This window comes from Veillonella sp. CHU110 (genome assembly GCF_003992255.1).
Taxonomy (GTDB): domain Bacteria; phylum Bacillota; class Negativicutes; order Veillonellales; family Veillonellaceae; genus F0422.
In genome coordinates this window covers 19,032-45,692 of the sequence record NZ_RQVA01000003.1, presented here as the reverse complement: position 1 = coordinate 45,692, position 26,661 = coordinate 19,032, and the positions used below count along the sequence as shown (strand labels likewise).

General features: G+C 40.1%; 26 protein-coding genes. 1 reads left to right on the top strand and 25 read right to left on the bottom strand.

Going from position 1 to position 26,661, the window contains the following annotated elements:
• Position 1 precedes the first annotated feature (1 nt).
• The 22 genes from lptC to EO122_RS01725 form a co-directional block, all read right to left on the bottom strand.
• On the bottom strand, positions 2-532 hold the full coding sequence (lptC, locus tag EO122_RS01830; RefSeq protein WP_127009122.1) for an LPS export ABC transporter periplasmic protein LptC: 531 nt from the start codon (positions 530-532) through the stop codon (positions 2-4).
• Positions 519-1,448 (bottom strand): lysophospholipid acyltransferase family protein, encoded by a 930-nt coding sequence (locus tag EO122_RS01825; RefSeq protein ID WP_126937888.1) that lies wholly within the window; start codon positions 1,446-1,448, stop codon positions 519-521. Before EO122_RS01825 ends, lptC begins: the two co-directional genes overlap by 14 nt.
• Positions 1,449-1,461: 13 nt before the next feature.
• A complete protein-coding gene (locus EO122_RS01820) occupies positions 1,462-1,983 on the bottom strand; it encodes an HAD family hydrolase (protein ID WP_127009121.1) in 522 nt (173 codons plus the stop codon).
• Positions 1,983-2,954, bottom strand: a complete 972-nt coding sequence (locus EO122_RS01815) for an SIS domain-containing protein (protein ID WP_127009120.1) — start codon at positions 2,952-2,954, stop codon at positions 1,983-1,985. The genes EO122_RS01820 and EO122_RS01815 overlap by 1 nt, the downstream gene beginning before the upstream one ends.
• Positions 2,955-2,981: 27 nt before the next feature.
• The gene (gene kdsA / locus EO122_RS01810; protein ID WP_127009119.1) at positions 2,982-3,800 is read right to left on the bottom strand and encodes a 3-deoxy-8-phosphooctulonate synthase; all 819 of its coding nucleotides are present in this window, start codon (positions 3,798-3,800) and stop codon (positions 2,982-2,984) included.
• Between the two features lie 25 nt (positions 3,801-3,825).
• Positions 3,826-4,557, bottom strand: coding sequence for a 3-deoxy-manno-octulosonate cytidylyltransferase (gene kdsB / locus EO122_RS01805; protein WP_127009118.1), 732 nt, complete (start codon positions 4,555-4,557; stop codon positions 3,826-3,828).
• Position 4,558: 1 nt separating this feature from the next.
• The gene (gene lpxK, locus EO122_RS01800; RefSeq protein WP_127009117.1) at positions 4,559-5,686 is read right to left on the bottom strand and encodes a tetraacyldisaccharide 4'-kinase; all 1,128 of its coding nucleotides are present in this window, start codon (positions 5,684-5,686) and stop codon (positions 4,559-4,561) included.
• A gap of 82 nt (positions 5,687-5,768) precedes the next feature.
• Positions 5,769-7,055, bottom strand: a complete 1,287-nt coding sequence (locus tag EO122_RS01795; RefSeq protein ID WP_127009116.1) for a 3-deoxy-D-manno-octulosonic acid transferase — start codon at positions 7,053-7,055, stop codon at positions 5,769-5,771.
• 3 nt (positions 7,056-7,058) lie between these two features.
• Positions 7,059-8,786 (bottom strand): lipid A export permease/ATP-binding protein MsbA, encoded by a 1,728-nt coding sequence (gene msbA, locus EO122_RS01790; RefSeq protein ID WP_127009115.1) that lies wholly within the window; start codon positions 8,784-8,786, stop codon positions 7,059-7,061.
• Entirely contained in the window at positions 8,787-9,923 is a 1,137-nt protein-coding gene (gene lpxB, locus EO122_RS01785) for a lipid-A-disaccharide synthase (protein ID WP_127009114.1), read from the bottom strand.
• 2 nt (positions 9,924-9,925) lie between these two features.
• On the bottom strand, positions 9,926-10,750 hold the full coding sequence (locus EO122_RS01780; protein WP_127009113.1) for an LpxI family protein: 825 nt from the start codon (positions 10,748-10,750) through the stop codon (positions 9,926-9,928).
• 144 nt (positions 10,751-10,894) lie between these two features.
• The gene (gene lpxA / locus EO122_RS01775; protein ID WP_126937877.1) at positions 10,895-11,707 is read right to left on the bottom strand and encodes an acyl-ACP--UDP-N-acetylglucosamine O-acyltransferase; all 813 of its coding nucleotides are present in this window, start codon (positions 11,705-11,707) and stop codon (positions 10,895-10,897) included.
• Positions 11,708-11,733: 26 nt separating this feature from the next.
• Positions 11,734-12,168, bottom strand: a complete 435-nt coding sequence (fabZ, locus tag EO122_RS01770) for a 3-hydroxyacyl-ACP dehydratase FabZ (RefSeq protein ID WP_126937876.1) — start codon at positions 12,166-12,168, stop codon at positions 11,734-11,736.
• Positions 12,169-12,181: 13 nt separating this feature from the next.
• Positions 12,182-13,000: a UDP-3-O-acyl-N-acetylglucosamine deacetylase gene (gene lpxC, locus EO122_RS01765; protein WP_127009112.1), complete on the bottom strand. Its 819-nt coding sequence runs from the start codon at positions 12,998-13,000 to the stop codon at positions 12,182-12,184.
• Positions 13,001-13,016: 16 nt separating this feature from the next.
• Positions 13,017-13,913: a lysophospholipid acyltransferase family protein gene (locus EO122_RS01760; RefSeq protein ID WP_240632630.1), complete on the bottom strand. Its 897-nt coding sequence runs from the start codon at positions 13,911-13,913 to the stop codon at positions 13,017-13,019.
• 23 nt (positions 13,914-13,936) lie between these two features.
• Entirely contained in the window at positions 13,937-14,968 is a 1,032-nt protein-coding gene (gene lpxD / locus EO122_RS01755; RefSeq protein WP_127009111.1) for a UDP-3-O-(3-hydroxymyristoyl)glucosamine N-acyltransferase, read from the bottom strand.
• Between the two features lie 30 nt (positions 14,969-14,998).
• On the bottom strand, positions 14,999-15,448 hold the full coding sequence (locus EO122_RS01750) for an OmpH family outer membrane protein (RefSeq protein ID WP_127009110.1): 450 nt from the start codon (positions 15,446-15,448) through the stop codon (positions 14,999-15,001).
• 12 nt (positions 15,449-15,460) lie between these two features.
• On the bottom strand, positions 15,461-16,441 hold the full coding sequence (locus tag EO122_RS01745; RefSeq protein WP_127009109.1) for a hypothetical protein: 981 nt from the start codon (positions 16,439-16,441) through the stop codon (positions 15,461-15,463).
• A 12-nt stretch (positions 16,442-16,453) separates the two neighbouring features.
• Positions 16,454-16,933 (bottom strand): OmpH family outer membrane protein, encoded by a 480-nt coding sequence (locus tag EO122_RS01740; protein ID WP_126937870.1) that lies wholly within the window; start codon positions 16,931-16,933, stop codon positions 16,454-16,456.
• Between the two features lie 20 nt (positions 16,934-16,953).
• Positions 16,954-18,225: a hypothetical protein gene (locus tag EO122_RS01735; protein ID WP_127009108.1), complete on the bottom strand. Its 1,272-nt coding sequence runs from the start codon at positions 18,223-18,225 to the stop codon at positions 16,954-16,956.
• Positions 18,226-20,358, bottom strand: a complete 2,133-nt coding sequence (locus EO122_RS01730) for an outer membrane protein assembly factor (RefSeq protein WP_127009107.1) — start codon at positions 20,356-20,358, stop codon at positions 18,226-18,228.
• 31 nt (positions 20,359-20,389) lie between these two features.
• Positions 20,390-20,905 carry a hypothetical protein gene (locus EO122_RS01725; RefSeq protein WP_127009106.1) on the bottom strand — a complete coding sequence of 172 codons (516 nt, stop codon included), beginning with the start codon at positions 20,903-20,905 and terminating at the stop codon, positions 20,390-20,392.
• Between the two features lie 247 nt (positions 20,906-21,152).
• Between EO122_RS01725 and EO122_RS01720 the strand changes: the two genes are divergently transcribed.
• Positions 21,153-21,665 carry a DUF805 domain-containing protein gene (locus tag EO122_RS01720; RefSeq protein ID WP_164725927.1) on the top strand — a complete coding sequence of 171 codons (513 nt, stop codon included), beginning with the start codon at positions 21,153-21,155 and terminating at the stop codon, positions 21,663-21,665.
• 96 nt (positions 21,666-21,761) lie between these two features.
• Here the strand turns inward: EO122_RS01720 and EO122_RS01715 are convergent, their stop codons facing one another.
• The 3 genes from EO122_RS01715 to carB are packed head-to-tail and all read right to left on the bottom strand — an operon-like array spanning position 21,762 to position 26,659.
• Positions 21,762-22,688 (bottom strand): dihydroorotate dehydrogenase, encoded by a 927-nt coding sequence (locus EO122_RS01715; protein ID WP_127009104.1) that lies wholly within the window; start codon positions 22,686-22,688, stop codon positions 21,762-21,764.
• Positions 22,688-23,455, bottom strand: coding sequence for a dihydroorotate dehydrogenase electron transfer subunit (locus tag EO122_RS01710; protein ID WP_127009103.1), 768 nt, complete (start codon positions 23,453-23,455; stop codon positions 22,688-22,690). Before EO122_RS01710 ends, EO122_RS01715 begins: the two co-directional genes overlap by 1 nt.
• 6 nt (positions 23,456-23,461) lie before the next feature.
• Positions 23,462-26,659, bottom strand: coding sequence for a carbamoyl-phosphate synthase large subunit (carB, locus tag EO122_RS01705; RefSeq protein WP_371413170.1), 3,198 nt, complete (start codon positions 26,657-26,659; stop codon positions 23,462-23,464).
• Positions 26,660-26,661 lie beyond the last annotated feature (2 nt).

Genomic DNA, 26,661 nt, shown 5'->3' with positions numbered 1-26,661 from the left:
CCTACTTACGAATTAATTGAGCATGACCTTTTGCTGTTACTTGTTGCAAGATCATATCTGCTTCTAATGCATCCCCCTCTATTGTCGTTTCCCCATCAGAGTATGTAAATTTAGAGGTAGATTTAAATTGTTGAGTTTTACTTGTATATTCTATTCCTTCTGTACGAAGGCTAGCACCTGTATTAGAAGTAGCTTCTATACCACCTGATAAAGTAATCTTTCCATGATCACTAGAAACGACTCCTTTCGGTGCTTTTACAGTTAATACCGTTCCATCCCGATAAAAGGTACCCGTAATCATATCTAATGTAATCACTTTTGTTGTTTGGTCCACACTTATTTTTTCTGCTTTAACAGACCAAACTAGTTGTCCATTTTTTTCTTCTTTTAATTCTGTGCCATTAAAGCTAATCGAGTTTCCTGAAGGACCTTCTGTCGCTGTTTCTGTTCCACCATAGAGAAAATAGCCCAGTCCAATCAGGATGGCAATGCCTACTATGATAGTGAGTAGAAATTTTTTATTTTTCTCCATGCACTGCCTCCCGCACTTGCAATTTTCGTTCGATATCTGCAATATCCTCTAACTTTGTATTCCAACGATGTTGGAACCATAGCCATTCATCTGGATGTTCTTTGATAAAATCTTCTGTAATTTTAACAGTCTCTTCCGTAAGGCGGAACATATCTTTCTCCACATCACCAGTATCTTTATAATGCAGTGCTGGTAGAATATGTACAATATGTCCATTCTCCTTGCGAGAAGCAAATACAGGAACGACTGGAGCTTTAAATTTTCTTGCGAATGATGCTGGTCCCGTCACTGCTGACGATTCCTGCCCTAAAAACATCACTGGCAGACCTTGGTACCATCCATCTTGATCGGCCAAAAAGCCCAACAGCTTTTTAGCTTTCATAGCCTGTGCGGCGCCTCTCATTTCTGATCCACCACGGGCGAATACTTCGAGACCTACCATTTCACGATATTCATTCATCAATCTTGTGAATTGTGCGTTCGGTTGATTCTTAACTATGGTTGTAGAAGGGTATCCATTAGCTGCTAAAGCAGCGCCCATCCATTCCCAATTCCCAATATGGGCCGTTAAGATAACAACACCTTTATCTTCAGCCATAGCTGCTTCTAAATGCTCTGCCCCTCGCAACTCAATATGTTCTTTAATAAACTCTGGTGTTAGATTTGGCATATATAGCGTTTCTAATACAGATCGTCCCAAATTTTGAAATAAACGATCTAAGATAGCCATGGCTTCTTTTTCCTCTATGGCAAGGCCAATCATAAGGTTGTTTAAACCTCGTTTAACCTGTTTTTTTCCAAAAATTTTATACAACGGCCCTAGGAAAGCTCCAACAGATAAAATTGTAGAATATGGTAATTTACATACTAGCTTACTAATTGTTTTCAATGCCGTATATTGCCATTCTCCTGCCATGTAAGCCTCCTTTCTATTGACCTGTATGATAGGATTCGTCTTTGTACTTGCGTACAGCTTCCTCCCAAAGTCCTTCTTGTTTTAATATATATTCTACAGCTTCTCGAACGGCACCTTCACCGCCCTTAGCCTGACAAATATAATGAGCAATATCTTTTACTTCTTTCGTCCCATCTTGAGGGGTAATTGGTAACCCTACTTTAGACATAATGCCTAAATCATTTAAATCATCACCGATATAGGCTACCTCATCGGCTGTTATAGAAAGGACCTTCAATAGCTCTTGAAGACCTTCACTTTTGTTATGACTTCCCATTTGCAAATGAGAAATTTTTAATTCTTTTGCTCGTCGCTCTACCATAGGCGATGTGCGGCCTGTAATGATCGCTGTATATAGCCCCATGGTGTGCGCTAATGTTAATCCTAATCCATCTTTTGCATGGAATGCTTTTATTTCTTCCCCTGTAGATGTATAGATAATCTCACCTTTTGTAAGGACTCCATCTACATCGAGAACTAAACATCGTATTGCCATTACACAATGCCTCTTCTCAATAAATCAGTAATATGTACCAAGCCTAAACTTTTACCATCATGACTGACTACGGGTAATACAGTAATCGGTCTAGGCTGATGCTTTTCCATCATATGTAAGGCTTCTGCCGCTAACTTATCTTTCGTAATCGTACGCGGCGCTTTTGTCATCATATCTTCAATTGGCCATACTAGGAAATTACTACCAGAATCTAAGCCTCTTCGTATGTCTCCATCTGTAACAAGGCCCACTAAATTCCCTTCTTCATCTATGACATTCGCAGCTCCTAACCCTTTATTGGTCATCACAAACAAAGCATCTTTCACCGTAGCTGTCCTATGAATGACTGGATTGTCTTCCTCCCCATGCATGATGTTCTCTACCGTCAATAATAGTTTGCACCCTAAGGATCCACCTGGATGGAATATAGCAAAATTTTCTGGTGTAAATTGATGTTGGTCTAGCAAACATACGGCTAATGCATCACCTAATGCCAACGCTGCTGTCGTACTAGTAGTCGGTGCTAACCCTAATGGGCAAGCCTCTTTTTCTACTTCTACTAATAATGTTACATCGGAGTTTCTTCCTAAAGTAGAACTTTGATTCCCTACTACAGAAATAAGTTTAGCTCCGATACGGCGTAATGATGGTAACAAACTAACTACTTCACTTGTTTCTCCACTATTGGAAAATGCAAGTACCACATCATCAGATGTCACCATACCTAAATCCCCATGAACACCTTCACCGGGATGAAGAAACAATGCAGGTGTGCCAGTACTAGCTAAGGTAGCAGAAATTTTACGAGCAATATGGCCCGATTTCCCCATACCAGTACAAACAACACGACCTTTAGCTGCTAAAATTAACTCTACAGCCTCTACAAAACGGTGGTCTAATGTTTCAATTAAATCTAATACTGCTTTTGATTCTTCTTGGAGCACTTGTGATGCTCGTTCAAGTATCTTCATAGTTCACCTGCATCCTTTACATCTGTCCTATTTTTTTACGATTGTATCGATAGCAATTAAATCTGTCAATAATTCCTCTACGGAGTCAAGATATAGCATATTTGGTCCATCTGAAAGAGCTTCTTCAGGGTTATCGTGGACTTCAAAGAATAATCCATCTACACCACTCGCTACCGCTGCGCGCGCTAAGTTAGCAACAAACTCACGCTGTCCAGAAGATGCCGTACCCGCTCCACCTGGCAATTGTACAGAATGTGTCGCATCAAAGATAACTGGGTAGTCAAAAGATCTCATAATTGGGAAGGATCGCATATCTACGACTAAATTATTATAACCGAAACTAAATCCTCGTTCTGTAAGCATCAAGTTTTGGTTTCCTGTTTCTTCCATTTTTTTCAACACATTGCTCATATCTTTAGGAGCCATGAATTGGCCTTTTTTTACATTCACGCACTTTCCAGTAGCTGCTGCTCCATACACCAAGTCCGTTTGACGGCATAAGAAGGCAGGAATTTGAAGGATGTCCAATGCCTCTGCTGCTCGTTCAATTTGTGTAATATCATGAATATCACTCACTACAGGGACTTGTAATTCTTCTTTAATCGCTTTTAAAATTTCTAATCCTTCTTCCAAACCAGGACCACGGAATGAAGAATAGCTAGATCGATTTGCTTTATCAAAAGAAGCCTTAAATACATAAGGAATTCCTAATTTTTCGCAAATTTCTTTCATGCGACGGCCTATAGCCACTGTACGTTCATACCCTTCAATGACGCAAGGGCCTGCTAATAAAAATAAACCTTTACCACCACCAACGGTGAGATTACCAATCTTAACCTTTTTCATAGGTTCTCCTTTCTTAGAGCATATATTATGCATCTAATGTTCGAAATATTTCATTTACCCGATCTAAATCTTCTGGTGTATCTACACCTACAAAGCGCTGATCAGTTGTAATTACTCGTATTGTATAGCCATTCTCCAAAGCCCGTAATTGCTCTAAGGACTCTGTTAACTCCGCAGGGGTAGGTTCCATCTTCGCATAATCCAATAAGAACTGGCGTTGATATCCATACATCCCTACATGTTTTAACGGAGGCTGCACGAAGGCGTTTCTAGGGTACGGAATTAAAGACCTTGAAAAATACATAGCATTTCCTAAGCGGTTTACAATAACCTTTACAGCACTAGGTTCGTTGTATTCCTCTTCTAATAAAGGGCATCCAACCGTTCCCATTTGTAAACTACTGTCTTCTTTAAACTCTCTTGCCAAGGCATCAATAACATTGGCATCTATAAGTGGTTCATCCCCTTGTACATTGATAATCACATCAATCTCAGTATGTGTTGCAGCCACTTCTGCTAAACGATCTGTACCTGTTAAATGATCTGGTCGAGTCATCATAGCTTGTCCACCAAAGGCTACCACCGCATCATATACTCGTTGATCATCTGTAGCGACAATGACTTGTTCAATCTCCGTCGCTTTAGAAACTTGTTCATATACACGTTGGATCATTGGCTTATCACCAATCATAGCCAACGGCTTTCCCGGCAGACGAGTAGACCCATACCTAGCTGGTATAATACATGCAATATGCATTTTAATTCCCCTTTGCTACACGTAATAGATAGGATGTAAATTCTTCTTCACCAGCAGTAAATTCAATGCCGATGACGAGAACATATATTGGAATTTTTAAATCTCGAATGGCACGCACTTGAGATAATTTTACTGCATCTTTTTCTGTAGTGACAATACCTTGAATGCCCTTTGTAAAACAACGTTGCCAAATCTTAACTACATCGTTTTCCGTATAGTCATGATGATCGCCAAAGCTCATCATATCTTGCACTGCAAAACCATAGCTTTTTAAGTTTGTTATAAAGGAAGCTGGCTGACCAATTCCACTGACAGCTAACAATGGGGTACCATCATAATCTACCATATCATGAATAGGGCCTGAGTGACTCCATTCTTCTAATGTTTGAAATCCTAATGTTTTATGAATCGTTTCCGCTACTGGAATATGTGGTGCCAATGTATGTATCTCATTACGCAAATCCTCTAGTGCTTCTGGTTCCACCTGATTCGTTTTTGTTAAAACAATGTAGTGAGCCCGCTTTAGATTGTCTAGTGGTTCACGCAATAATCCCCGTGGTAATACATGTCCATAGCCAAATGGATGACTTGCATCAATTAATACAATATCTGCATCTCGTCCCAATGCTCTATGTTGAAAACCATCATCTAGAACCAATACATTTGAGCCTAACTGCTCAACAGCTATCTTCGCAGATTCTACTCGTTTAGTCCCAATCACCACATTTGCATGAGGTAATGTTTTTGCTAACAACCAGGCTTCATCACCACTGATAAAAGAAGATACCTCTACATGACCTTGGCGAGAAACAACAATTGATTTTTTATTATTATCTGCTTTATAACCACGACTCAATACACTCACAGCATATTGTTTTCTATCCAATACTTCACATACATATCGTACCATAGGCGTTTTACCTGTGCCACCAACAGTTATATTTCCTACACTAATCACTGGTACAGGGGCTGTATATACTCGTTTTGGATCATTATATTGGTCATTGCGATATTCTACCACTTTTTCATATAAGCGACTTGCCTTACTCAGTCCACCTCTAAGCATATCTCCAACAGATCCACCCTTCTGCCCACTAATAATATACTTAAAAAGTTGTTCCCCTTTCATGATTCCGCCTCCTTATCTATCCGTCTAGTATAGACTAGGATGTTAAAAATTATATGAAGACTCACAACAAAATGTGTTGTAACTAGTTTAATAGCTTTCTAACCTCTTCTATATTACGGGCTGTTGCTCCTCTATTTTCAGCAACTACTGTTAAACAATTTTGACTCATTTCTGTGCGCAACTCTTCATGTTCACAAAGTTTTAGCATCACATGCAACAATTCTACTTCATCTTGTACCATAGTACAAGCAGACCTAGATTGCAACAGACTATAAATTTCCTTAAAGTTAAACATATGTGGCCCTACAATAATCGGCTTTCCATGTGATGCAGGCTCTAATATATTATGTCCCCCTCGTGGGATAAGCGATCCTCCCACAAATACAATATCTCCTACACTATATAAACGACCTAATTCTCCTATGGTGTCTAAAATAACAACAGAAATCTCTTGGGACACTGGTTCTGTCACTACGCTACGACGAACAACAGATAATTGGTGCTCCTCTACCATACTTTGTATGTCTTTACCTCGTATAATCTGACGAGGTGCAATTAGCAATTTTGCCTTTGGATATATAGCTAGTATTTCCTTAAATGCTTTGAGTAAAGATAGTTCTTCCCCCTCGTGAGTGCTACCAGCAATAATAATAGGATGACCTTCAGTAAACCCAAATTCACGGCGCAATTGATCTTGCGCTTCCTTGTTTACAGTTCCATAGGTCTGATCATATTTTGTATTCCCCGTGACCACCACTGTATCAGAGTTCACACCAAGTTGAAGAATATTGTTTCTGTCAACCGCTGATTGCATGCAAAATCTATCAATGCACCCTAACATCTCATCCGTGAAAGATTGCACCTTTTTATATCGTTTTACAGACCGATCACTAATACGCCCATTGACCATCATAATAGGTATCTGTTGTTGAGATGCCATACGTAAAAAATTAGGCCATAACTCCGTTTCTACTAAAAGAATCGCTATGGGACGTATCTTGCGCAATAATCGTTTTACGAATATAGGAAAGTCCAAGGGGAAAAAGATAACCCCATCTGCTTCCTCTATAATGCGTGTAGCCATACCATGCCCTGCCTTCGTGACCACAGACACAACGACAGCCATATGAGGAAACTGTTGTTTTAGCTCCTTCACGATAGGACTTGCTGCTACTACTTCGCCAACAGACGCAGCATGTATCCAAATAACTGATGTATCAGCTATAGCCTCTTTCAAAGGTGTAGGTAGAATCCCCATACTCTGTTTCATACGAGAGTAAAATCCTGTCTCTACAATCCACCAATATACTATGCAAGGGATCAATCCTATCCAAAATATGCTAAGTACTACATTATATATCCAGTACATTGTTTATTCCTTTGCCGAAAATTGAACAGAATATAAATGACTATATACACCACCACATGCTAACAATTCGTCATGCGTACCTTCTTCTACCACAGTTCCTCGTTGTAAAACTACAATGTGGTCTGCATGTTTAATCGTACTCAAGCGATGTGCTATGACAAGAGCCGTTCGATTCTTCATCAATCGTTCCAATGCTTCCTGTACAATTTTTTCACTCTCTGTATCCAATGCCGAGGTAGCTTCATCCAGAATCAAGATACTAGGATTCTTAAGAATTGCTCTAGCAATAGCAATCCGTTGTCGTTGTCCACCTGATAAAGAGTTTCCTCGTTCTCCTACCATTGTATCAAAACCTTCCGGTAGCTTTTCAATAAACTCATACGCATTGGCAGCCTTAGCTGCAGCTAATACTTCTTCATCGGTAGCATCTAATCGGCCGTATAAGATATTATCTTTTACAGACGCATTAAATAACATAGTATCTTGTGGCACAAGCCCAATATTCTCACGCAATGATTGGAATGTGGTGTCTCGAACATCGACACCATCAATACGAATACAACCACCAGTGACATCATAAAATCTAGGTAATAGATTAGCAATCGTTGATTTACCAGCTCCAGATGGTCCTACAATAGCCACCGTTTGTCCTGGCTTTGCGTGAATCGTAACGCCGTTTAATGCTAGCCCTTCTCCATCATAGGAAAACGTTACATTATCAAACTGTACATCTCCTTGTACATGATCCAGTGGTTTTGCGGTTTCAGATTCTTTTACATGCGGTTCCGTTTCTAATATGTCGATTACACGATCGCCGGCTGCTAACGCTTTTTGTAAATTACCATAGACTTGTGTCAATCGTTTCACAGGATTTGATAAGTTGATTGCATAGATTAAAAACGCAATTAAGGAACCTGCCGTAATATATCCTTGCACTACAGAGTAGCCACCATACCACAGAATTACCACTACTGCAATGGCTGCAGAAAACTCTACCATAGGGCTCATAAGAGCTGTTAATTTTGTAGCTTTCATGGCTGCATCAAAGTTATTTTGATTTTCTTTTTGAAAGCGACCAAATTCATAGCGTTCACGGGCAAAGGAACGAATTACTCGAACGCCAGAAATTACTTCTTGCAAAAATGCTGTAATATCTGCTGTTCTACCTTGAACTTCATGGCCGGCGGAGCGCAATCGTTTACCAAATACATTTGTCAATCCCAATACAACTGGCACAATAATTAAGGTTAATAGGGACAATTTCCAATCTAGATAGAACATGAACACTAGTGAACCTACTAATGTAACCCCTTCCGTCATAAAGGAGATTAAATTATCAACGATGGCTTGTTGTAGCGCGCCTACATCGCTGGTAATATTACTCATGATAATTCCCGTCTTACGTCGATCGAAATAGGCTTGATCCAATCGTTGCAAATGCTTAAACAGCGTTTCTCGAATATCGATTACCACACGTTGTCCTACATAAGCCATTGTATAATTCTGTCCATAGGTTGCAAACCCACGAATCAAAAAGATAACCAGGATAGCCATCACTATGATGGTCAACATTGCCATATTCTTATCTTGTAACACTTCATCTACTACATTTCTAATTAACCATGGTACTACCAGATACCCCATAGCTGCTACAATCATACAAAAGACGCCTAATGCAAGCCGCATCTTGTATGGACCAATAAAGGCTAATAGTTGTTTATATCGGTTCATTTATGCCTCCTTCATTGCTACTGATGCAATGACATCAGCTACACGTTGCACCGCACCTGGCGCACCTAAATCTACTTTCACCTGAGCCAAATCTAATTTCATCTGTTCATATATAGCAGTATCATCAAGTATCTGACTCATTTCATTACATGCATTAGATACTGTCACTTCCCCTTGTAAAAGTTCAGGTATCACACGGCGTTTTGCGATAATATTTGGCAGACCTATATCTTTAATATTCACCAACAATTTCCCAATTCCATATGTAATAGGTGCTACCTTATAAATTAATAATGTAGGCACATTCATCAATGCTGTTTCCAGTGTCGCCGTTCCAGATGCAGCGATACAAGCCGTACAAATTTGCATTAAATCATAATTATTACCTTCTGTAATCGTAATAGGTACCGAGTATTTTTGAATAATAGTTTCCAAATCAGCTCGTGGTATTGTATGCGCTCTTGGCAAGAAAAATGCAAGATCAGATCTAGACTTTGCTAGCTCTTCAGCAGCACTCAGCATAGTTGGCAACAACCCCTGTACTTCTTGTTTTCGACTGCCCGGCATTAACAATATATTGCGCGCCTCTGGAGACGCTCCAAAATAAGTACATGCTTCTTCTCTCGTCATAGTTGGTTTTACAATATCCACTAGCGGATTGCCCACGAACTCCACATCGACGCCAAATTCTTGATATGCTTCTGCTTCAAAAGGAAAAATTGATGCTACCTTTGTCACTGTTTTAGCAATATCTTTACCTCTACCCTTATTCCAGGCCCAAATAGTAGGCGCAATATAATATACCACTGGTATACCTAAATCATGTGCTACTTTAGCCAGCTTCATATTGAATCCAGGATAATCAATACATACTAATACGTCTGGCTTCTCACGCAACATCGCTTCTTTTAAGAACGTACGTAATTTAAAGAACGTTGGCAAATGTTTAATGATTTCAACGATACCAATGAAACCTAACTGTTCAATATCATATATAATGTCGACTCCAGCCGATTTCATCAATTCTCCACCCATACCAAACAACGTGGCATCTGGATACTTTGAAAGTAGAGCTTTCGCGACGCTGGCACCATGGGTATCTCCCGATGCTTCACCAGCAGAAAACATAATTTTCATTCTTACTCCTCATCTGGCCCTTCTACAGCACAGATTACGATACCTAATTCATTCGCTTTTTTTAGGACAGCTTCCTGTTCTACGAATATAGTTCGTTTTGCTTCCATCGCTAAGACTTTGCAATGACTGCTAATCATAGATTCCAATGTCTTCATGCCTACTGCAGGCACATCAAAACGTACATCCTGATTAGGCTTTGCTGTTTTTACAACCACAGCACCTTCTCTCGCCAAGGCTCCCCCACGTTGAATGCATGCATCTGTACCTTCAATCGCTTCTATAGCCATCGCAGCTTGTTCTTTAACAACCACCGTTTGTCCAATGTCGAGACCACCCATTTGCTTTGCTAGGGTAAATCCAAATTCTATATCTAACGCTTCCATTTCTGTAGGCTTCCGATTTGTCATAACACCTACTGGCGGCATCAAGGAACGCATATATTTCGTTTGATCTGCCACTCGAAGCCCTTCCTTCTCAAGCTCAGCTACAATGGCTAACATAATCGTATCATCTTTACGATTACGTAGGCGATTGAGTATTTTGATAGTTCTCATATCTGGAATAGTAGTAATCTTTTTATAGAGATGTTCTTTCGTTACCTTCCCAAGCATGGTTACATCCGTAACACCTTCTTTTAAAAAGGTTTTTATCACCGTATCTGATTTAAAGACGCTAATTTGATAGTATGCATCGGCTTCTACTTGTAATTGTGGAGCCCCATCAGTCACGACGGATACAACCACAACTTCATATCCTTCTCGTTGGGCTGCACGCATAAATTCAACTGGCAGATTACCAATCCCTGCAATCAATCCTACTTTCGCCATAACGCCTCCTACTAACTTTTAATTATAAAAATTCCAATCTATATTATACCATAGAATCAGTATATAGGCATTAAAGTTCGCCATAATAAAATACATGCCAAGTGCACTCTGGCACTCAGCATGTATCTATTATGACATATGAAATTAATCTCTTCTTACGCGCATAATACCACGATCTGCATTTCGCAAGAATCTTAACATGTGTTCGATTTCAACAGAAGATGTTAAGTTCATTTCCATTTCTTCAATCGCTTTGGATAAACTATATCCACTACGATAAATGATCCGGAATGCTTTCTTTAATTCTCTGCGCACTTCTTCTGAAACACCTGCACGTGCCAAGCCTACAGAATTCAATCCAATGACATGTGCTGGTTGTCCATCGGCAATCACATAGGGTGGAATATCTTGTACAACTTTTGCCATTCCGCCTACCATAGCATTGCGACCGATTTTTACAAATTGATGCACACCGGCAATACCGCCAATGACAACTCGATCTTCTACGATAACATGACCAGCTAGACCCGCACAATTACTCATAATAACGTTATTGCCAACAATACAGTTATGAGCTACATGAGTACAAGCTTGGAATAAACAGTTATTGCCAATGCGAGTTTCCTCGCCTTCGCCAGTTGCACGACTGATTGTTACAAACTCACGAACTACGGTGTTATCACCAATCACGCAATAACTTTTTTCACCTTTAAATTTTAAATCTTGTGGTTCAAGACCAATAGCACATCCAGGAAAGAACTCGTTATTCTTACCGATCGTTGTCCAGCCACCAATGACCACATTTGCACCAATCTTGGTACCATCTCCGATTTCAACATGTTCTCCAATGACTGCACCAGGGCCAATGATAACATTCTTACCTATTTTGGCATCGGGATGTATGACTGCACTACTATGAATTTCAGATGTTGCATTTTCCATGCCAACTACTATCATCTGCGTCACTCCTTACATTTTGAAAGTTATTCTGGTTTTACCAAGGCGAACATATACTCACCACTCGCTACTAATTTATCACCTACGTAAGCGCGACCTTCTACTTTACCCATGCGGCCTTTGATTTTAACCACATCCGCTTCCATACGCACTTGATCACCAGGTTTTACTGGATGACGGAAACGTACTTTGTCAATACCTGTAAACATTGGTGTCAATCCACGATTTTCCTCTGGATATAAAAGAGCAATACCGCCTACCTGAGCAATTGCTTCTGTAATCAACACCCCTGGCATAACAGGATTGCCTGGGAAGTGTCCCATGAAATGCGGTTCATTGAATGTACAGTTTTTAATTCCTACAGCACGTTTCATAGGTTCCATTTCAATAATACGATCTACCAATAAAAATGGATAACGATGTGGTAGAATCTCCATAATTTCTTCAACAGTCAGAATCATAGTATGCCTCCTCTTACATTTCTTTCAAAATCTCTCTACTTAGGCGAGAATTTAGGTTATGACTTGATTTTACAGCAATAATATGGCCTTTTAAATGGCCTACTAAAAACAAGTCTCCTAATATATCTAAAATTTTATGTCGCACCAATTCATCGGGAAAGTTCAAGTTTGATAAGCATGTCGTCTCATCATAGACAATGACATTCTCTGTAGAACCGCCTTTGGCCAATCCCATCGCTTGCAACTGTTCGATTTCCTTAGTAAACCCAATCGTGCGTGCGGGAGCAATCTCTTTGGCAAACACTTCTGGGGTGATTTCATAATCACCATGTTGTGTACCTAGCATAGGATGACTATTGATACTTGTGAATGTCACACGGAATCCATCATAGGGACGTATAATAATAAACTTATCATCTTCATAAACTCCATGAGAATCTTGTACCACATGGACATATCGTTCTGCATCTTGTTCTACAATACCTGCTTCCTGTATCAAAGATACAAAAGTTGCGGAACCACCATCAGCTATTGGAGGTTCAGGCGAATTCAATTCTATGATACAGTTATCAATGGCCATACCATAAAAGGCTGCCAATATATGTTCCACGGTAAATACTTTTGCCTCTCCATCTTCTAATGTGGTAGCACGCATAGTATTTGTTACATTGCGTATATCTGCTTTCACAGAAGGAGTCCCTGCTAAATCAGTTCTTACAAATGTAATTCCTGTATTAGCTTCACTTGGTAATATACGCATATGTACTGGCAATCCACTATGCAAGCCAGTTCCTTCATAGTCAATAGGTCTGCCAATTGTTTGTTGTTTCATTGGGGCCTCCTTTCTATTATTTTTGATTCATTACATCTGGTGGCACTTCTATCGTATCACCATATAAACGACGGGTCCATTTCCAACGGTTATGGAGCCAGAACCAATCTTCTGGATATCGTCTAATATAATCTTCTAACCATTCATTCAATGTTGTCAAAGTAACTGCAATATCGCGTTTTCGATCATCAGTTTTTTCTGCATAGATCGGTGGATGCACCGTGATTGCATGTTTTTCCGTATACTCATCAAAACGAATTGTAATAGGAATAATAGGCACATTTTGCATCCTAGCCATAGCAGCTGGACCTACTGGAGTAAGTGTTTCATATCCAAAGAATGGCACTAGCTGACCTTGATCACCAGGATCTTGGTCCATAATCAGCCCAATAAAAGAACCTTTTTGTAGTTCTTTTACCATTTCACGCACCCCTGTTTTATAGGTCACATGTTGGTGCATCATAGTTCGATATTCATTGATAAATCGATCGGCATCACCTTGTTGTTGCATTGCTACAGAAATCAAAGGATATCCTTCTGATGCTAGTATGCCTCCTAGTAATTCCCAGTTTCCACTATGGAGTGCAATCACAATAGCACCTTTTCCATCTGCTTTAGCATCTTCTAGGTATTCACGACCATCCATGGTAAACATTTCTTTATATTTTCCATCTTTTATTTCTGGATATCGTAATACATCCACAATCATACGACCAAAACGAGTGACGCTAGCTTTTGCAATTTGTTTTGCTTCCTCTACATCATCAGTAATTCGACAAAACAAAATCTGTCCGATTGCCAACCGTTTACGCTTTTTAGGAGTAAACAACCAACCCAATTGTCCTAATAGGTATCCAATACCATATTGTAATCGATACGGTAACGCACAAAGTACTGCACTCAATGCTTTCATAGATGTATATATCATATGGGCCCCTATTTATCTTCTAACTTAGCTTTTAATTGAGCCAGCTCTTTTTCCAATGTTTTCACTTGTTTCACCATATCTGGTAATCGACTTTCATAAGCAGCTAATTTTAACCATTCTTTATGAGGTCTCATTGGAAAGCCTGCATAGAGTCCATTCGATGGTACATTTCCAGTAATCCCTGTCTTTCCTGCAAATGTAACATTATCTCCAATTGTGATATGGCCCGTACATCCGGTTTGTCCTGCAAAGATAACATGGTTACCACATTTAGTACTGCCCGCTATCCCTACTTGTGCAATTAAGAAACAATCTTCACCGATTTCTACATTATGCCCTAGATGTACTAAGTTATCTATTTTTGTACCACGTCTCACCAAAGTAGACCCCATAGTCGCATTGTCAATGCAAGAGCAAGATCCTACTTCTACATCATCTTCCAACACTACATTGCCCACTTGAGGAATGTGTGTGTGTTTTCCATTTTCTGTAGCAAAACCAAATCCCTCACCGCCAATTACAGCATGGGCACGTAATACAACGCGTTTTCCTAATACACAGTTTTCATGTACAATCGCATTCGCATAAATTGTGCTATCTTCTCCAATTCGAGTATTATGTCCAATATATACATAAGCATGTAATGTAACATTATCTCCTATAACAGCATTGTCATAAACAACACAGTACGGACCAATCTTTACATTGTTGCCTATACTTACATTTTTGCCGATAATCGCTGTTTCATGAATTCCATCTGGAAATGCAACTGGAGGGTGAAATACTTCTAATAGTTTAGCAAATGCTGCTTTCGCATTAGGCACGACGATTTGTGGTGTATGGCAATCCTCTATCACCGCATCTACCAAGATAGCCCCCGCTTTACTAAGCTTCGCAAATTCTCGAAAATCTCCAATCGCAAAGCTAATCGCATGGGATGCACCTTGCTCTAAACTACGAGTTTCTTCAATACAAACTGAACTATCTCCATGTACAGTGCCCTCTACCATACTGGCAAGTTCTTCTAACGAAAACTTCACTATGAAGCCTCCTTACTTTATAATCACATATTATTTGCTAGCTTCCTCCGAAGGTGTACCTTCATTCATTTTTTTAATGACATCTTCTGTAATATCAATACCACCAGTCATGATAGCTTGGTCATTCGCAACAACTGTCAATTCTTTTTCTTTTGCTACACTTTGAATATTAGACTCTACATATGCTTTGAACTCTTTACTTTTAGCTTGACCAAAGATTTGTAACTCTTGTTGTGCATTCATTTGCGTATTATGGAATTCCTCTTCAGACTGCGTACCTTGTACTTGTGCTAAGCGGTCTGTAATTTCTTTTTGTTTTGCTTCCATCTCTTTATTCAAGTCTTTTGCTTTATTACTTTCTTGCACAATTTTTTCAGTGTTAACTACACCTACTTTATCACTACTACCACAACCAGCTACTAGTCCTAATGCACATACCATCATAGCTCCTGTAGCCATACGTTTCCACATGTCTTTCATTCTTTTACTCCTTTATTGCCCATAAGATGAAATAATCTCATCCGTTATATCCATATCAGTACGATCTGTTATATGATCGACAACTACTAATTCTAACTGCTTAACTCTCGCTATAACCGCTACACGAACGCGAATATCTTCTAATATCGCATCATGTAAAGCTTGCACTTCATCACGCTTTTGAGCCAGTCGTTGTTCCCATTCGGCATCCCACAATTGAGCTCCTTCTTGATGAACCTTTGCCATAACAGCTTGTTGTGAATCCATCATAGTCTTCATAGATGCATCTCGTTTACTACCTAATTCTTTTGCTACCTCACTGGCATACGTTGCCAATGTACGATGCGCTGCTTCATAAGCAGGTTGCATATCTTGTTGTACTTTTGCTTCTATATCTTTCCAGTGATTAACTCCTTTTATAGCAGCGCCACGAGCTTCTAATAGTTCTGCTAATCGAGCTTCTTTATCTGCCTTACGCTGTGCCCATCGTTGACGTTGTGCGTCATCAATAGGCTGTAACTTAGCTTCTGTAGATAAAGATAATTGCAAATTTACAATTTCTATATCCGCTTCTGTAGGATCCACTTTATAGTCTTTGCGATATTGTTCTAATAACGCTCGTTGTCGTTGTGCTAGTTCTTGATTCAACTCTGCTTCTCGTACAGCAATTTTACTTTGCAATTCTTGCTGCAGACTCTCTGTTAAATTAGCCTCTATTTTTTTCAGCTCTTCTTCAGATTTTCCAACTTCTACACCTAATTTCGCTTGTAACAGCTGTTCTTCTTTATCTCGCTGAGCCTCTAATCGCAATAACTCTTTCTTTTGTTCATCATAACTGTGAAAGTTAGGATGCGACTCTACTACATCTTGTAGTCGCACAACACCAATTTTAGGTCCCTGAGGAACCTCTTTTTGTGTCTGTAAATAATATCCACCTATACCTAAACAGAGTATCACTACACTCAATACGGCAAAGATAGGTCCTTTTCGCATGCGGCTCCCACCTTATTTAGTTTCAGACAATTTTTTACTCACTTGCTCAGTTACATCAGTTCCACCAAACAAAACTGAATCACGAGTCATAACAACGCTTAGACCTTTTCCATCTGCTACTGCTTTAGATGCTTCATCAACACGTTTTTTCAAATTTTCTTGAATACTTTGTTGTTTGTCTTGCAACTTTTGACGTAATTCATCTGAAAGTTTTGCTTTTCCTTCATCATCTAAGTTTGCAGATTTTTCATTAAATTCTTTTTGCAACTCTTCATTATACGCAGCCATTTCTTTTTGCGCATCTTGTACTAGGTTAGGATTACTTTCAACCACACGTTGCATATCGATAACACCAATATTGCTAACCGCACCAGAGCCACCATGTCCTGCCATTTGTGTATATGCCAAAGCACCCACACTAATGACAAAAAGAACGCCTACAATGATTGACACCGTTTTTACATTCTTTTTATTATTCAATAAACGCATCATAGTTTATCTACCTTCTTTCCTTATATACGCCCCACAAGACGTAACCATCTGTCCTTATCTTTCCATATATACTCTAACTGCAAATAATCATGCACATCATAGGCAATGGCAAATTCATTTTCTTTTTCCTTGAGATCTCGCTCATAGCGCAAGCTCCAGCGATTTCCAATGTCTTGTCGAAGAAATGCTTTATGCCGACCATGAGGAGCCACATACTGATAGCCTACTTGTGTATCTTTACTAAATTGGTACACATAAGAAGGCTTGAATTTCCAGTGCAAACTATTCGGCAAAAATTCTGTTTCCAAATACCATGCATGAGGACCTTTGTGAACCCCTGTAAATAATCGTATGCCTACAGAGTCTGTATTACGCCCCATATCAAGATATCCTTCACCACGAATCATATACTTAGAAGAATCTACTTGCAAATATAGTTTCGTGTCAGATCCGACTTCCAAATGAGGTGCGATGGTAATTCCAAACTGTGTAACACTTCGACTTTGATTTAGTTCTTTTTGAATATCTTCTTCAATCATCACCTGATGTCGTCGCACAAATTGAATAGGTAAGCCTTCCAAATCACGCATTTTTTTCTCATAATATTGACGCATAGTATAGAAAAAAGCACTCGGTAATGTATTCGATTGAAGGACTACATCTGTCCTATGGATACTATCTCCATTAGGAACTAAATACACCATCACTTGACCAGTTTCGCCACCCACAATATCGACTTGCGGAGTAAATTCTGGCAATGAGCCTTCCAAATCATTGCGCACCGTTTTTTGCGCAATAGGTTTTACCCAATGCAATGCATCAATAGAAGAACCTAAGAGAATTTGCTCCAATCTTTGTGATATAGGCCCAACATCTTTCTCAACTAATTGTTTGCCATAGGGAGATAGATTGCCATAATGAATCGTCGTTTCCACATATTTCATCACATGCCCATAGGGTTCTATCTGAATGTTGACATCCATAGTTTCTCCCACATGCACAGCAATACCTTTCACAGTATATCCATATAAAATACGATCTACAATATCCATAGTAGCCTTTTCATAACTTGGTAAAGCTGCTTGAATCTCTTCCACTTCTTTTCCTTTATAGATATACGATGTAGCAGCCTGTACGCTGGCTTGCATCCGCTGTTGTAATGCTGATGGAATCATACCCGTTGTACTCTGCAGGTCCACATGCACAGTTTGAACAGGTGCACCATAGATGGAAGTGAAGCCCAGTATAGTCATGAGGGCTGCACTTCCCATCCAATGTTTTACTTTTATCAATTAGAATTGACCACCAAAGCTGAAGTGGAATTTATTTTGGTTTTTACTAATACCATAATCGATACGTACTGGACCAATTGGTGTTGTCACACGCACGCCGGCACCGATGGAGACATTAAATGTTTTGGAATGATTGAACCAAGGTACATTCGGAGCATCCCATGCATCACCTAAATCCGCAAATAAAGCACCACTTACTTTATTCCAGATTGGGAAACGATATTCTGCTGTGAAGTTGTACATTTTTTTACCACGATATTGATCATCTTCATACGCACGAAGAGAGTCAGAACCACCAATTGTATATAATTGGCTATATGGTAGGTCGCCTTGCGCCCAGCCTAAACGAGCACGGAATGCAAGCACTTGTTTGCTACCTACTTTTTTGTATGTTCTAGCTTCGCCAGTAAATTTATAGAAATTAAAGTCACCGCCTAAGCCATGACCACCCCATTGCAATGTAGTGGACAAGCGTTTACCACGAGTTGGTTCATATACATTATCACGGGAATCATATACTTTTTGCCAGCTAATGCTGTTGGTAGTACCGAAGTTATTTTTTATGTACCCTTTTGACAAGAATGGGTATCCATGGTTATTCCAACGCGTCCCTTGTGCTCTGTCTGTATCATAACGGAAACCACTAGAATCTTTGTCATCCCAAATGTATTTATCATTACGATGTTCTAATGTCACATAATCACGAGTAAATTCCGCAGTTTGACGACCTAAGGAAATGTTGAAACCGCTGGACTTGCGATCGTATGTAGCCACTGCTTTACCTTCTTCGTTGTAATCAGTGTACTCATTCAATTGGTCATAGTATGTGACACCTAAGGATGTACCTTTGTTATCTAACCAAGGACGCAAGTAGGACACAGAGTAGTTTTTATACCCTGCAGAACCGCCGAATTCCCAGTGTACTTTCACTTTGTCGCCAGTACCACGTAAGTTTTCTTCACCCACTTCTACAACGCCGACAAATCCGTCAGAACCAGAGTAACCTGCACCTAATGTAACCGTTCCTGTTTTATGTTCTAATACATCTACTTCAATGTTTACAGCTTCTTCTGTAGAACCTTGTGTCAAACGCACATTCACATCATCAAAGAAACCAAGATTGTATACTTTTTCTACAGAACGACGTACCAAGAATTTATTAAATGGCTGCCCTACTTTTTGATTGAATTCACGTGTAATAACACGATCTTTTGTTTTCTTATTTCCATGTGGTGTAATGCGCTCTACCATGCCTTCTACTACAGATACATGAAGAATGCCTTTTTCATCGACAGCCATATCTTTCACATGAGCTAAAATATAACCATCACGTTGGTAAGCTGCATTAATACCTTGCACTTTTTCACCTACTGCAATTGTATTTAACACTGTATTCGGTTGCACACCAAGATATTGCACTAATACATCTGTTTTGTATACCGTGTTGCCTTCTACAGACACGCCTTTTACTACAGGGTTAACGGTAACATGATAGGATACTTTTACACCTTCAGGTACAACAGTAAATACAGGTGTAATTTCTGAAAGTACGCCAGACCCACCTAAATTAGCGATGTCTTTGGAAATACCTTCCACCGATACAGCATCACCAATTTTACCTTGTAATAGTGCTAAAAATTGTGGTTGAGATGCTTCATCCAGACCATCAATTGCAATATGCGTAATTGTTTTACCAACATATTTTTGTAATTCTTCTTCAGTCAAGCTTGTATAATATCTAGCTTGTACTTGAGGAATCGCAGTTTCTACGCCTGCTGCTTGTGCTTCTTCTAATTTATCACCACCAGCTTTTGTAATGGTTTTAACTTCTTTATCATTCGTTGCTAAGGAAGAGTTATCAACGCGTTTACGTTGTTCTTCAATCGCATCACGTTTTGCGGCCTCGGAGATTCCATCACGTGCTGCTGCAATAGCCGCTTCCGTTGCTGCATCACCAGTTGCCACTTCTTCTGTACGGGTAGTATTTTGCTTGCCTAAATCCGCCATGGATAATTTTGCAATTGTTTTGCCACTGTCAGAATGATTTGCTGTCTCAGCAAATACTGGAGTTGTACTAATCGCTGCTAGTACAGCAAATGTTAAAAATTTCTTATAAGATAGGTTTCCCTTCATATAATCATCCTCCTTAGATATAAAAGGTTACTTACTCATCTCGCAAAATACGTCCACCAGTTTGCACCGCATCTCGCACTTCTTGTGAGGTAATGGAAGGCTTTTGAGGCGGTTCCACTGCACGCTGTGCGATTGGCTCACGCGTCGGAGTAGAAACTGGTTCCTCTACTATTACTTCTGGTGTTTTTGAGGGAGTTTCCACATGTACAGGTGTATTCTTACTAGGGGGTTCTACAGTAACTGATGCGTCCTGTTTCATCTCCGTCTGTGTCTCTACAACTGGATTCGTCTGTTCTGTCTTATGTTGTACAATCCACCACTGTGAAAGACCTATGATCCCCATCAATACCACAGCCATTATAGCTTTTTTTGCATACGATATAATGGACGGTTTGCCTTCATTCATTTGCTTCATTTCAGCTTGTGCTAAGAACAAATGCAAGTTTCCTTTTACACTACCTTTTGTAGCGTAGGACTTCGCTGCTGCATCTAGCCAAGCTCGAACCATGCGAATGCGTTTTTCCATAGGTGTTGATATTGGTTCCATAACATCCTCCTCTCATAATTATATAATCATATTATGAGAGAAAAATGTGAACCATTTTTTTAACTATCTTTACTATTATACCAATGAACCGCTATTTTGCCTATTTTTTTCTAGTAACTTTCTGTATAGTACACTACTTTTTTAAGAGTTTTATGAAGAATCTATATCAAAATGCCTATGTTTGACATGCGTTCGCCATAACTGTCAATCTATGCTATACTTATTCATAGTATGTAGGAGGTTAGTTATGGATTTATTTATTAATATAGTGATTTCCCTTGGAATAGGTATCATAGCGCTCTTTCTAGTACGATTTCTAGCTCCCCACAGTCAAGGTTGGATTAGTATTACAGGGCGTATCAATCGATTTCAATTTATTATAGGCATTCTTTTTCTATCTGCTACCATGCATATATTTAATATGTTTATTCAACAGCTATTAGAAGCTGTCATCATATTACCCGCTTATTTTGGTATAAAAGCCTTAGCCTATGCTGGATATATTATATTATTACCCTGGTATTATACCCTGTATGTAAGACGTTTAAATGATATATCTATTCCAGGTTTTCCTTTTGGAATACTATTAGGTATGTATATTATTGGCACGAATCTATATATTCCATTAAAAAATACGTATATGCTCCATCTAATCGCTACCTTTCTCATCCACGGAGCACTGGCATTATTGCCAGGGAGAAAGGGAATCAATCGGTATGGCGATCCATCCTACTGGCCTCGTTCCGCGCAAAAAAAATAAACTTATAGGCAACCCGAAAAGGACTACTCCAGTACATTCGTACTGAGGTAGTCCTTTTTATATTGCCTCAATCAATATTCTCTTCTCTAGTCTCTTTTATGGAACGATAATGCCCCCTACAATATCTTGTACATGAGCAATTTGTTCTTTTTCACAATAGGCACTCATCTCTTTGGCAATGATGCCTATCGCTCGTGGATCTACCATCGTAGCCGTCCCCACAGACACGATATCAGCTCCTACTAGCATAAATTCTAACGCATCTTCACCGGTCATGATGCCACCACCACCCATGATAGGAATATCGATGGCCTTCGCCACTTGGTGTGTCAATCGTAATGCTACTGGTTTTACCGCTGGACCCGATAAACCTCCATAGATATTACCCAACAGTGGTTTTCGTGTGCGTAAGTCTACAGACATCCCCAACAAGGTGTTGATCATACTAACGCCATCGGCTCCGGCTGCTTCTACAGCACGAGCAATCTCTACGATATCCGTTACATTCGGTGATAATTTCATAATCACAGGTAAATCTGTATGGGATTTGACGGCTTTACAAACTGCAGCTGCGCTATCTGCTTGCACACCAAAGGCCATGCCACCACATTTTACATTCGGGCAACTAATGTTGACTTCCAGTGCTGCTACCCCTTCTACCGTCAACATTTTCGCCATAAACTCATATTCTTCTAAGGTATTGCCAGAAATATTCGCAAAGATAGGCACCTCATACTGTACCAAGCTAGGCAAAATATCTGCTACAAAGGCTTCTGCCCCTGGATTTTCTAACCCGATACAGTTCAACACACCAGATGGTGTCTCTGCAATACGAACCCCTGCATTACCTGGTCTCGCTGTGGGTGTCAATCCCTTTACAGAAATAGCACCTACCTCTGTATTCAAGTCTAGGTATCCATCATATTCTAATCCGAATCCAAAGGTTCCCGATGCTGCTACAATAGGGTTTTTCATGGTAATCCCACAGAACTCTACGGCTAATCTAGGATCTACTGTTGCCATTAGAAAAACACCTCCTCAGCCGGGAATACAGGGCCATCCTTGCAGACTTTATAGCGTTTGCCGCTTTTACCCTGGCACGCACAGCCTACGCACCCACCAGTTCCGCAGCCCATACGCTCCTCCAAGGAGACTTGGCATGGTACCTGCCTAGTTTGTGCCACGGCAGCTACGCCCTTCATCATCGGCGTTGGTCCACACGTTAATACCCCATCAAAGTGATGATCATTCATAAGGGTCTCCATCACTGTCGTAGGATATCCTTTTGTACCTAATGAACCATCATCTGTTGTAATATGAACGGTCACAGGGCTATCTTTGAATAAATCAGCCCAGAAGGATTCACTAGCATTTCGGAACCCCAAGATAACATGGGCTTCTTGACCTGCTTCTAATCGATTAGCAATGCATAGCATCGGCGCAATACCAACACCACCACCCACTAATAGCATTTGATCCGCTGTTGTGAACGGCTCTCCTAGTGGCCCTAAGCAATCTAGGGTATCCCCTTCTTGCAATTTTGTCATCAACTCTGTCCCTTTGCCTACTACACGGTACAATAAGTCGATTGTGCCCGATTCTGCATCAAAACCGGCATAGCTAATAGGGCGGCGCAACAGGGGTGCTGTGCCCCCTGTGACGCGAACATTGCAAAATTGTCCTAATTGTGCCTCTTTAGCTTGTTTTGGTGCATAGATTAACATGCGCCATACATCCCTACCTATTTGTGTATTATGGATCACTCGACCCATTTCTACATATCCACTCATTCGTGATTACTCCATTTCATAATCTTGTACGGCATCTACCGTGATAGCATCCCCTGCTGTAGCACGGCTTGCCACTACGTGTAATACTTCGCGAGCTGTATCTAAAGACGTCAAACATGGCACACCCATTTCAACAGCTAAACGACGCAATTGGAATCCTTCACGCTCTGGTTTTTTACCATATGTCAAGGTGTTCAACATCAAGTCCACTTTACCTTCTCGAATGAAGTCAGCGCAGTTTGGATTACCTTCAGAAATTTTATTGACCACTGTACAATTTACACCATGTTCTGTGAAATAACGACCTGTACCTCCGGTAGCCATAATATGGTATCCCAAGTCGATAAAACCTTTTGCCAAGCGAGCCGCTTCTTCTTTGTCACGGTCTGCTACAGTCATCAAGATATTGCCTTTATCAGGGATACGCATGTTGGCACCGTGAATAGCTTTGAATAAAGCATCTGCATAGGTACGACCGATGCCCATAACTTCACCAGTAGATTTCATTTCTGGTCCTAAGGCAATTTCTACTAAACCCATTTTTGAGAAAGAGAATACTGGTGCTTTCACCGCCACATGTGGACGAGCTGGCACCAAGCCTGTTGGTAAGCCTAGGCTTTCTAATGTTTCCCCTAATGCGATGCGTGTCGCATATTCTACCATGTTGATGCCGGTTACTTTACTGATGAAAGGTACAGTACGGCTAGAACGTGGATTTACTTCGATGACATGAAGTTCACCATTCACCACGATATATTGAATATTCAATACACCTTTTACATTCAATCCTTTGGCGATGCGACGTGTGTAATCTACGATTTGTTCTGTCAATTCGTCAGATAAATGCTGCGCTGGATATACTGCGATGGAGTCACCAGAGTGTACGCCGGCACGCTCTACTTGTTCCATGATACCAGGGATGCATACATCGATACCATCAGAGATGGCATCTACTTCTACTTCCATACCCACCATATAGCGGTCGATTAACACTGGATGGTCTTTCGATGCTACTACAGCTTCTTTCATATAACGATCTAATTCTTGGTCATTATACACAATTTCCATAGCACGGCCACCTAATACATAGGAAGGACGTACAATCAATGGATATTGAAGCCGTTTTGCCGCCTCTAATGCTTCTTCATCACTCGTAACCAATGCACCTACTGGACGAGGAATTTCTAATTTTGCCAATAATTCATCGAAACGTTCACGGTCTTCCGCCATATCAATGCTATCTACAGATGTACCTAGAATATTTACTCCTCGTTCTGCTAATGGGCCTGCTAAGTTTATGGCTGTTTGTCCACCGAACTGAGCAATAACCCCCACTGGATTTTCTTTACGGATAATTTCCATTACATCATCTACAGTCAACGGTTCAAAGTACAAACTGTCAGATGTATCAAAGTCTGTACTTACCGTTTCTGGGTTATTGTTTATAATAATGGATTTCATGCCTGCCTTGCGCAATGCCCAAGAAGAATGTACGGAGCAATAGTCGAACTCCACACCTTGACCGATACGAATTGGGCCAGAACCAAGAACGATTACACTATTTTCACCACGTGGCACAACTTCATCTTCTGTAGCATACGCACTATAGTAGTATGGTGTATGCGCTTCAAACTCTGCTGCACAAGTATCTACATATTTATAAGTCGGATGAATGCCAAGCTCATTGCGTTTTGCCAATACGTCCTCAGGAGAGCAGTTTGCATAGCGAGCAATCACTTTATCTGGGAAGGAATATTTTTTCGCTAATTTTAAATTACTTTCCGTAATACCATTCTCAGACAAGTCTTTTTCTACCATCACAATATTTTTAATTTTGTTAATGAAGAAAGAGTTAATTTTTGTAATGTAGCAAATTTTTTCGACGCTAATACCAACACGAAGTGCTTGTGCAATGACATACAAACGCTCATCATCGACTAATTGCAACCGTTCAATCAATTGCTCTGGCGTTTCATGAGCAATCTTTTTCAACTCAATATGATCTAAGCCGATCTCTAAGGAACGAATCGCTTTTAGTAAAGAACCTTCTAACGTACGGTCAATCGCCATAACTTCGCCAGTAGCTTTCATTTGTGTTCCCAATGTACGATCCGCCAAGTTGAATTTTTCAAATGGCCAACGTGGGAATTTAGTTACTACATAATCTAGGGATGGCTCGAAACATGCTTTTGTCTCACCAGTTACCGCATTTGTAATTTCATCCAATGTCATGCCGATAGCCACTTTCGCGGCTACTTTAGCAATTGGGTAGCCTGTTGCTTTAGAAGCCAAGGCGGAGGAGCGAGATACACGTGGGTTTACTTCGATTACATAGTATTGATTGCTATATGGATCTAAGGCATATTGCACATTACAGCCACCTTCGATTTCAAGGTAACGAATGATATCCACAGAAGCTGTGCGAAGCATTTGGTATTGTGTATCGTTCAATGTTTGTGATGGTGCCACAACCACAGAATCGCCTGTATGTACGCCTACTGGATCAATATTTTCCATGTTACATACGATAATACAGTTATCCGCACGGTCACGCATCACTTCATATTCTACTTCTTTCCACCCTGCAACAGAGCGTTCTACAAGAATTTGATGAATAGGACTTAATTTAATACCACGAAGTGCAATCATGTACATTTCTTCTTCGTTATGAGCAATACCACCGCCAGTACCACCTAATGTATAGGCAGGACGAATGATGATAGGATACCCAATACGATTTGCAAATTCCACTGCTTGTGCTACATCGCTGAAAATATCTGATTCAGGAACTGGTTGATTAATGCGTTTCATCGCTTCTTTGAACAACTCACGATCTTCTGCCTGTTTAATCGCCTCAAGAGTAGTACCTAATAATTGTACATTGTACTCTTTCAATACGCCCGCTTCTGAAAGTTCCACAGCCATATTCAGACCTACTTGTCCACCCAAGGTAGCTAGTACACCAAATGGTCTCTCTTTACGAATAATCTCTGTAACAAATTCTAAGGAAATCGGCTCGATATATACGCGATCCGCAATATCACGGTCTGTCATGATTGTAGCGGGATTGGAGTTTACCAACACTACTTCATAGCCTTCTTCTCGAAGGGATTGGCATGCTTGTGTACCTGCATAATCAAACTCTGCGGCTTGTCCAATAATAATTGGACCAGAACCAATAACGAGGACTTTTTTCTTTTCCATCA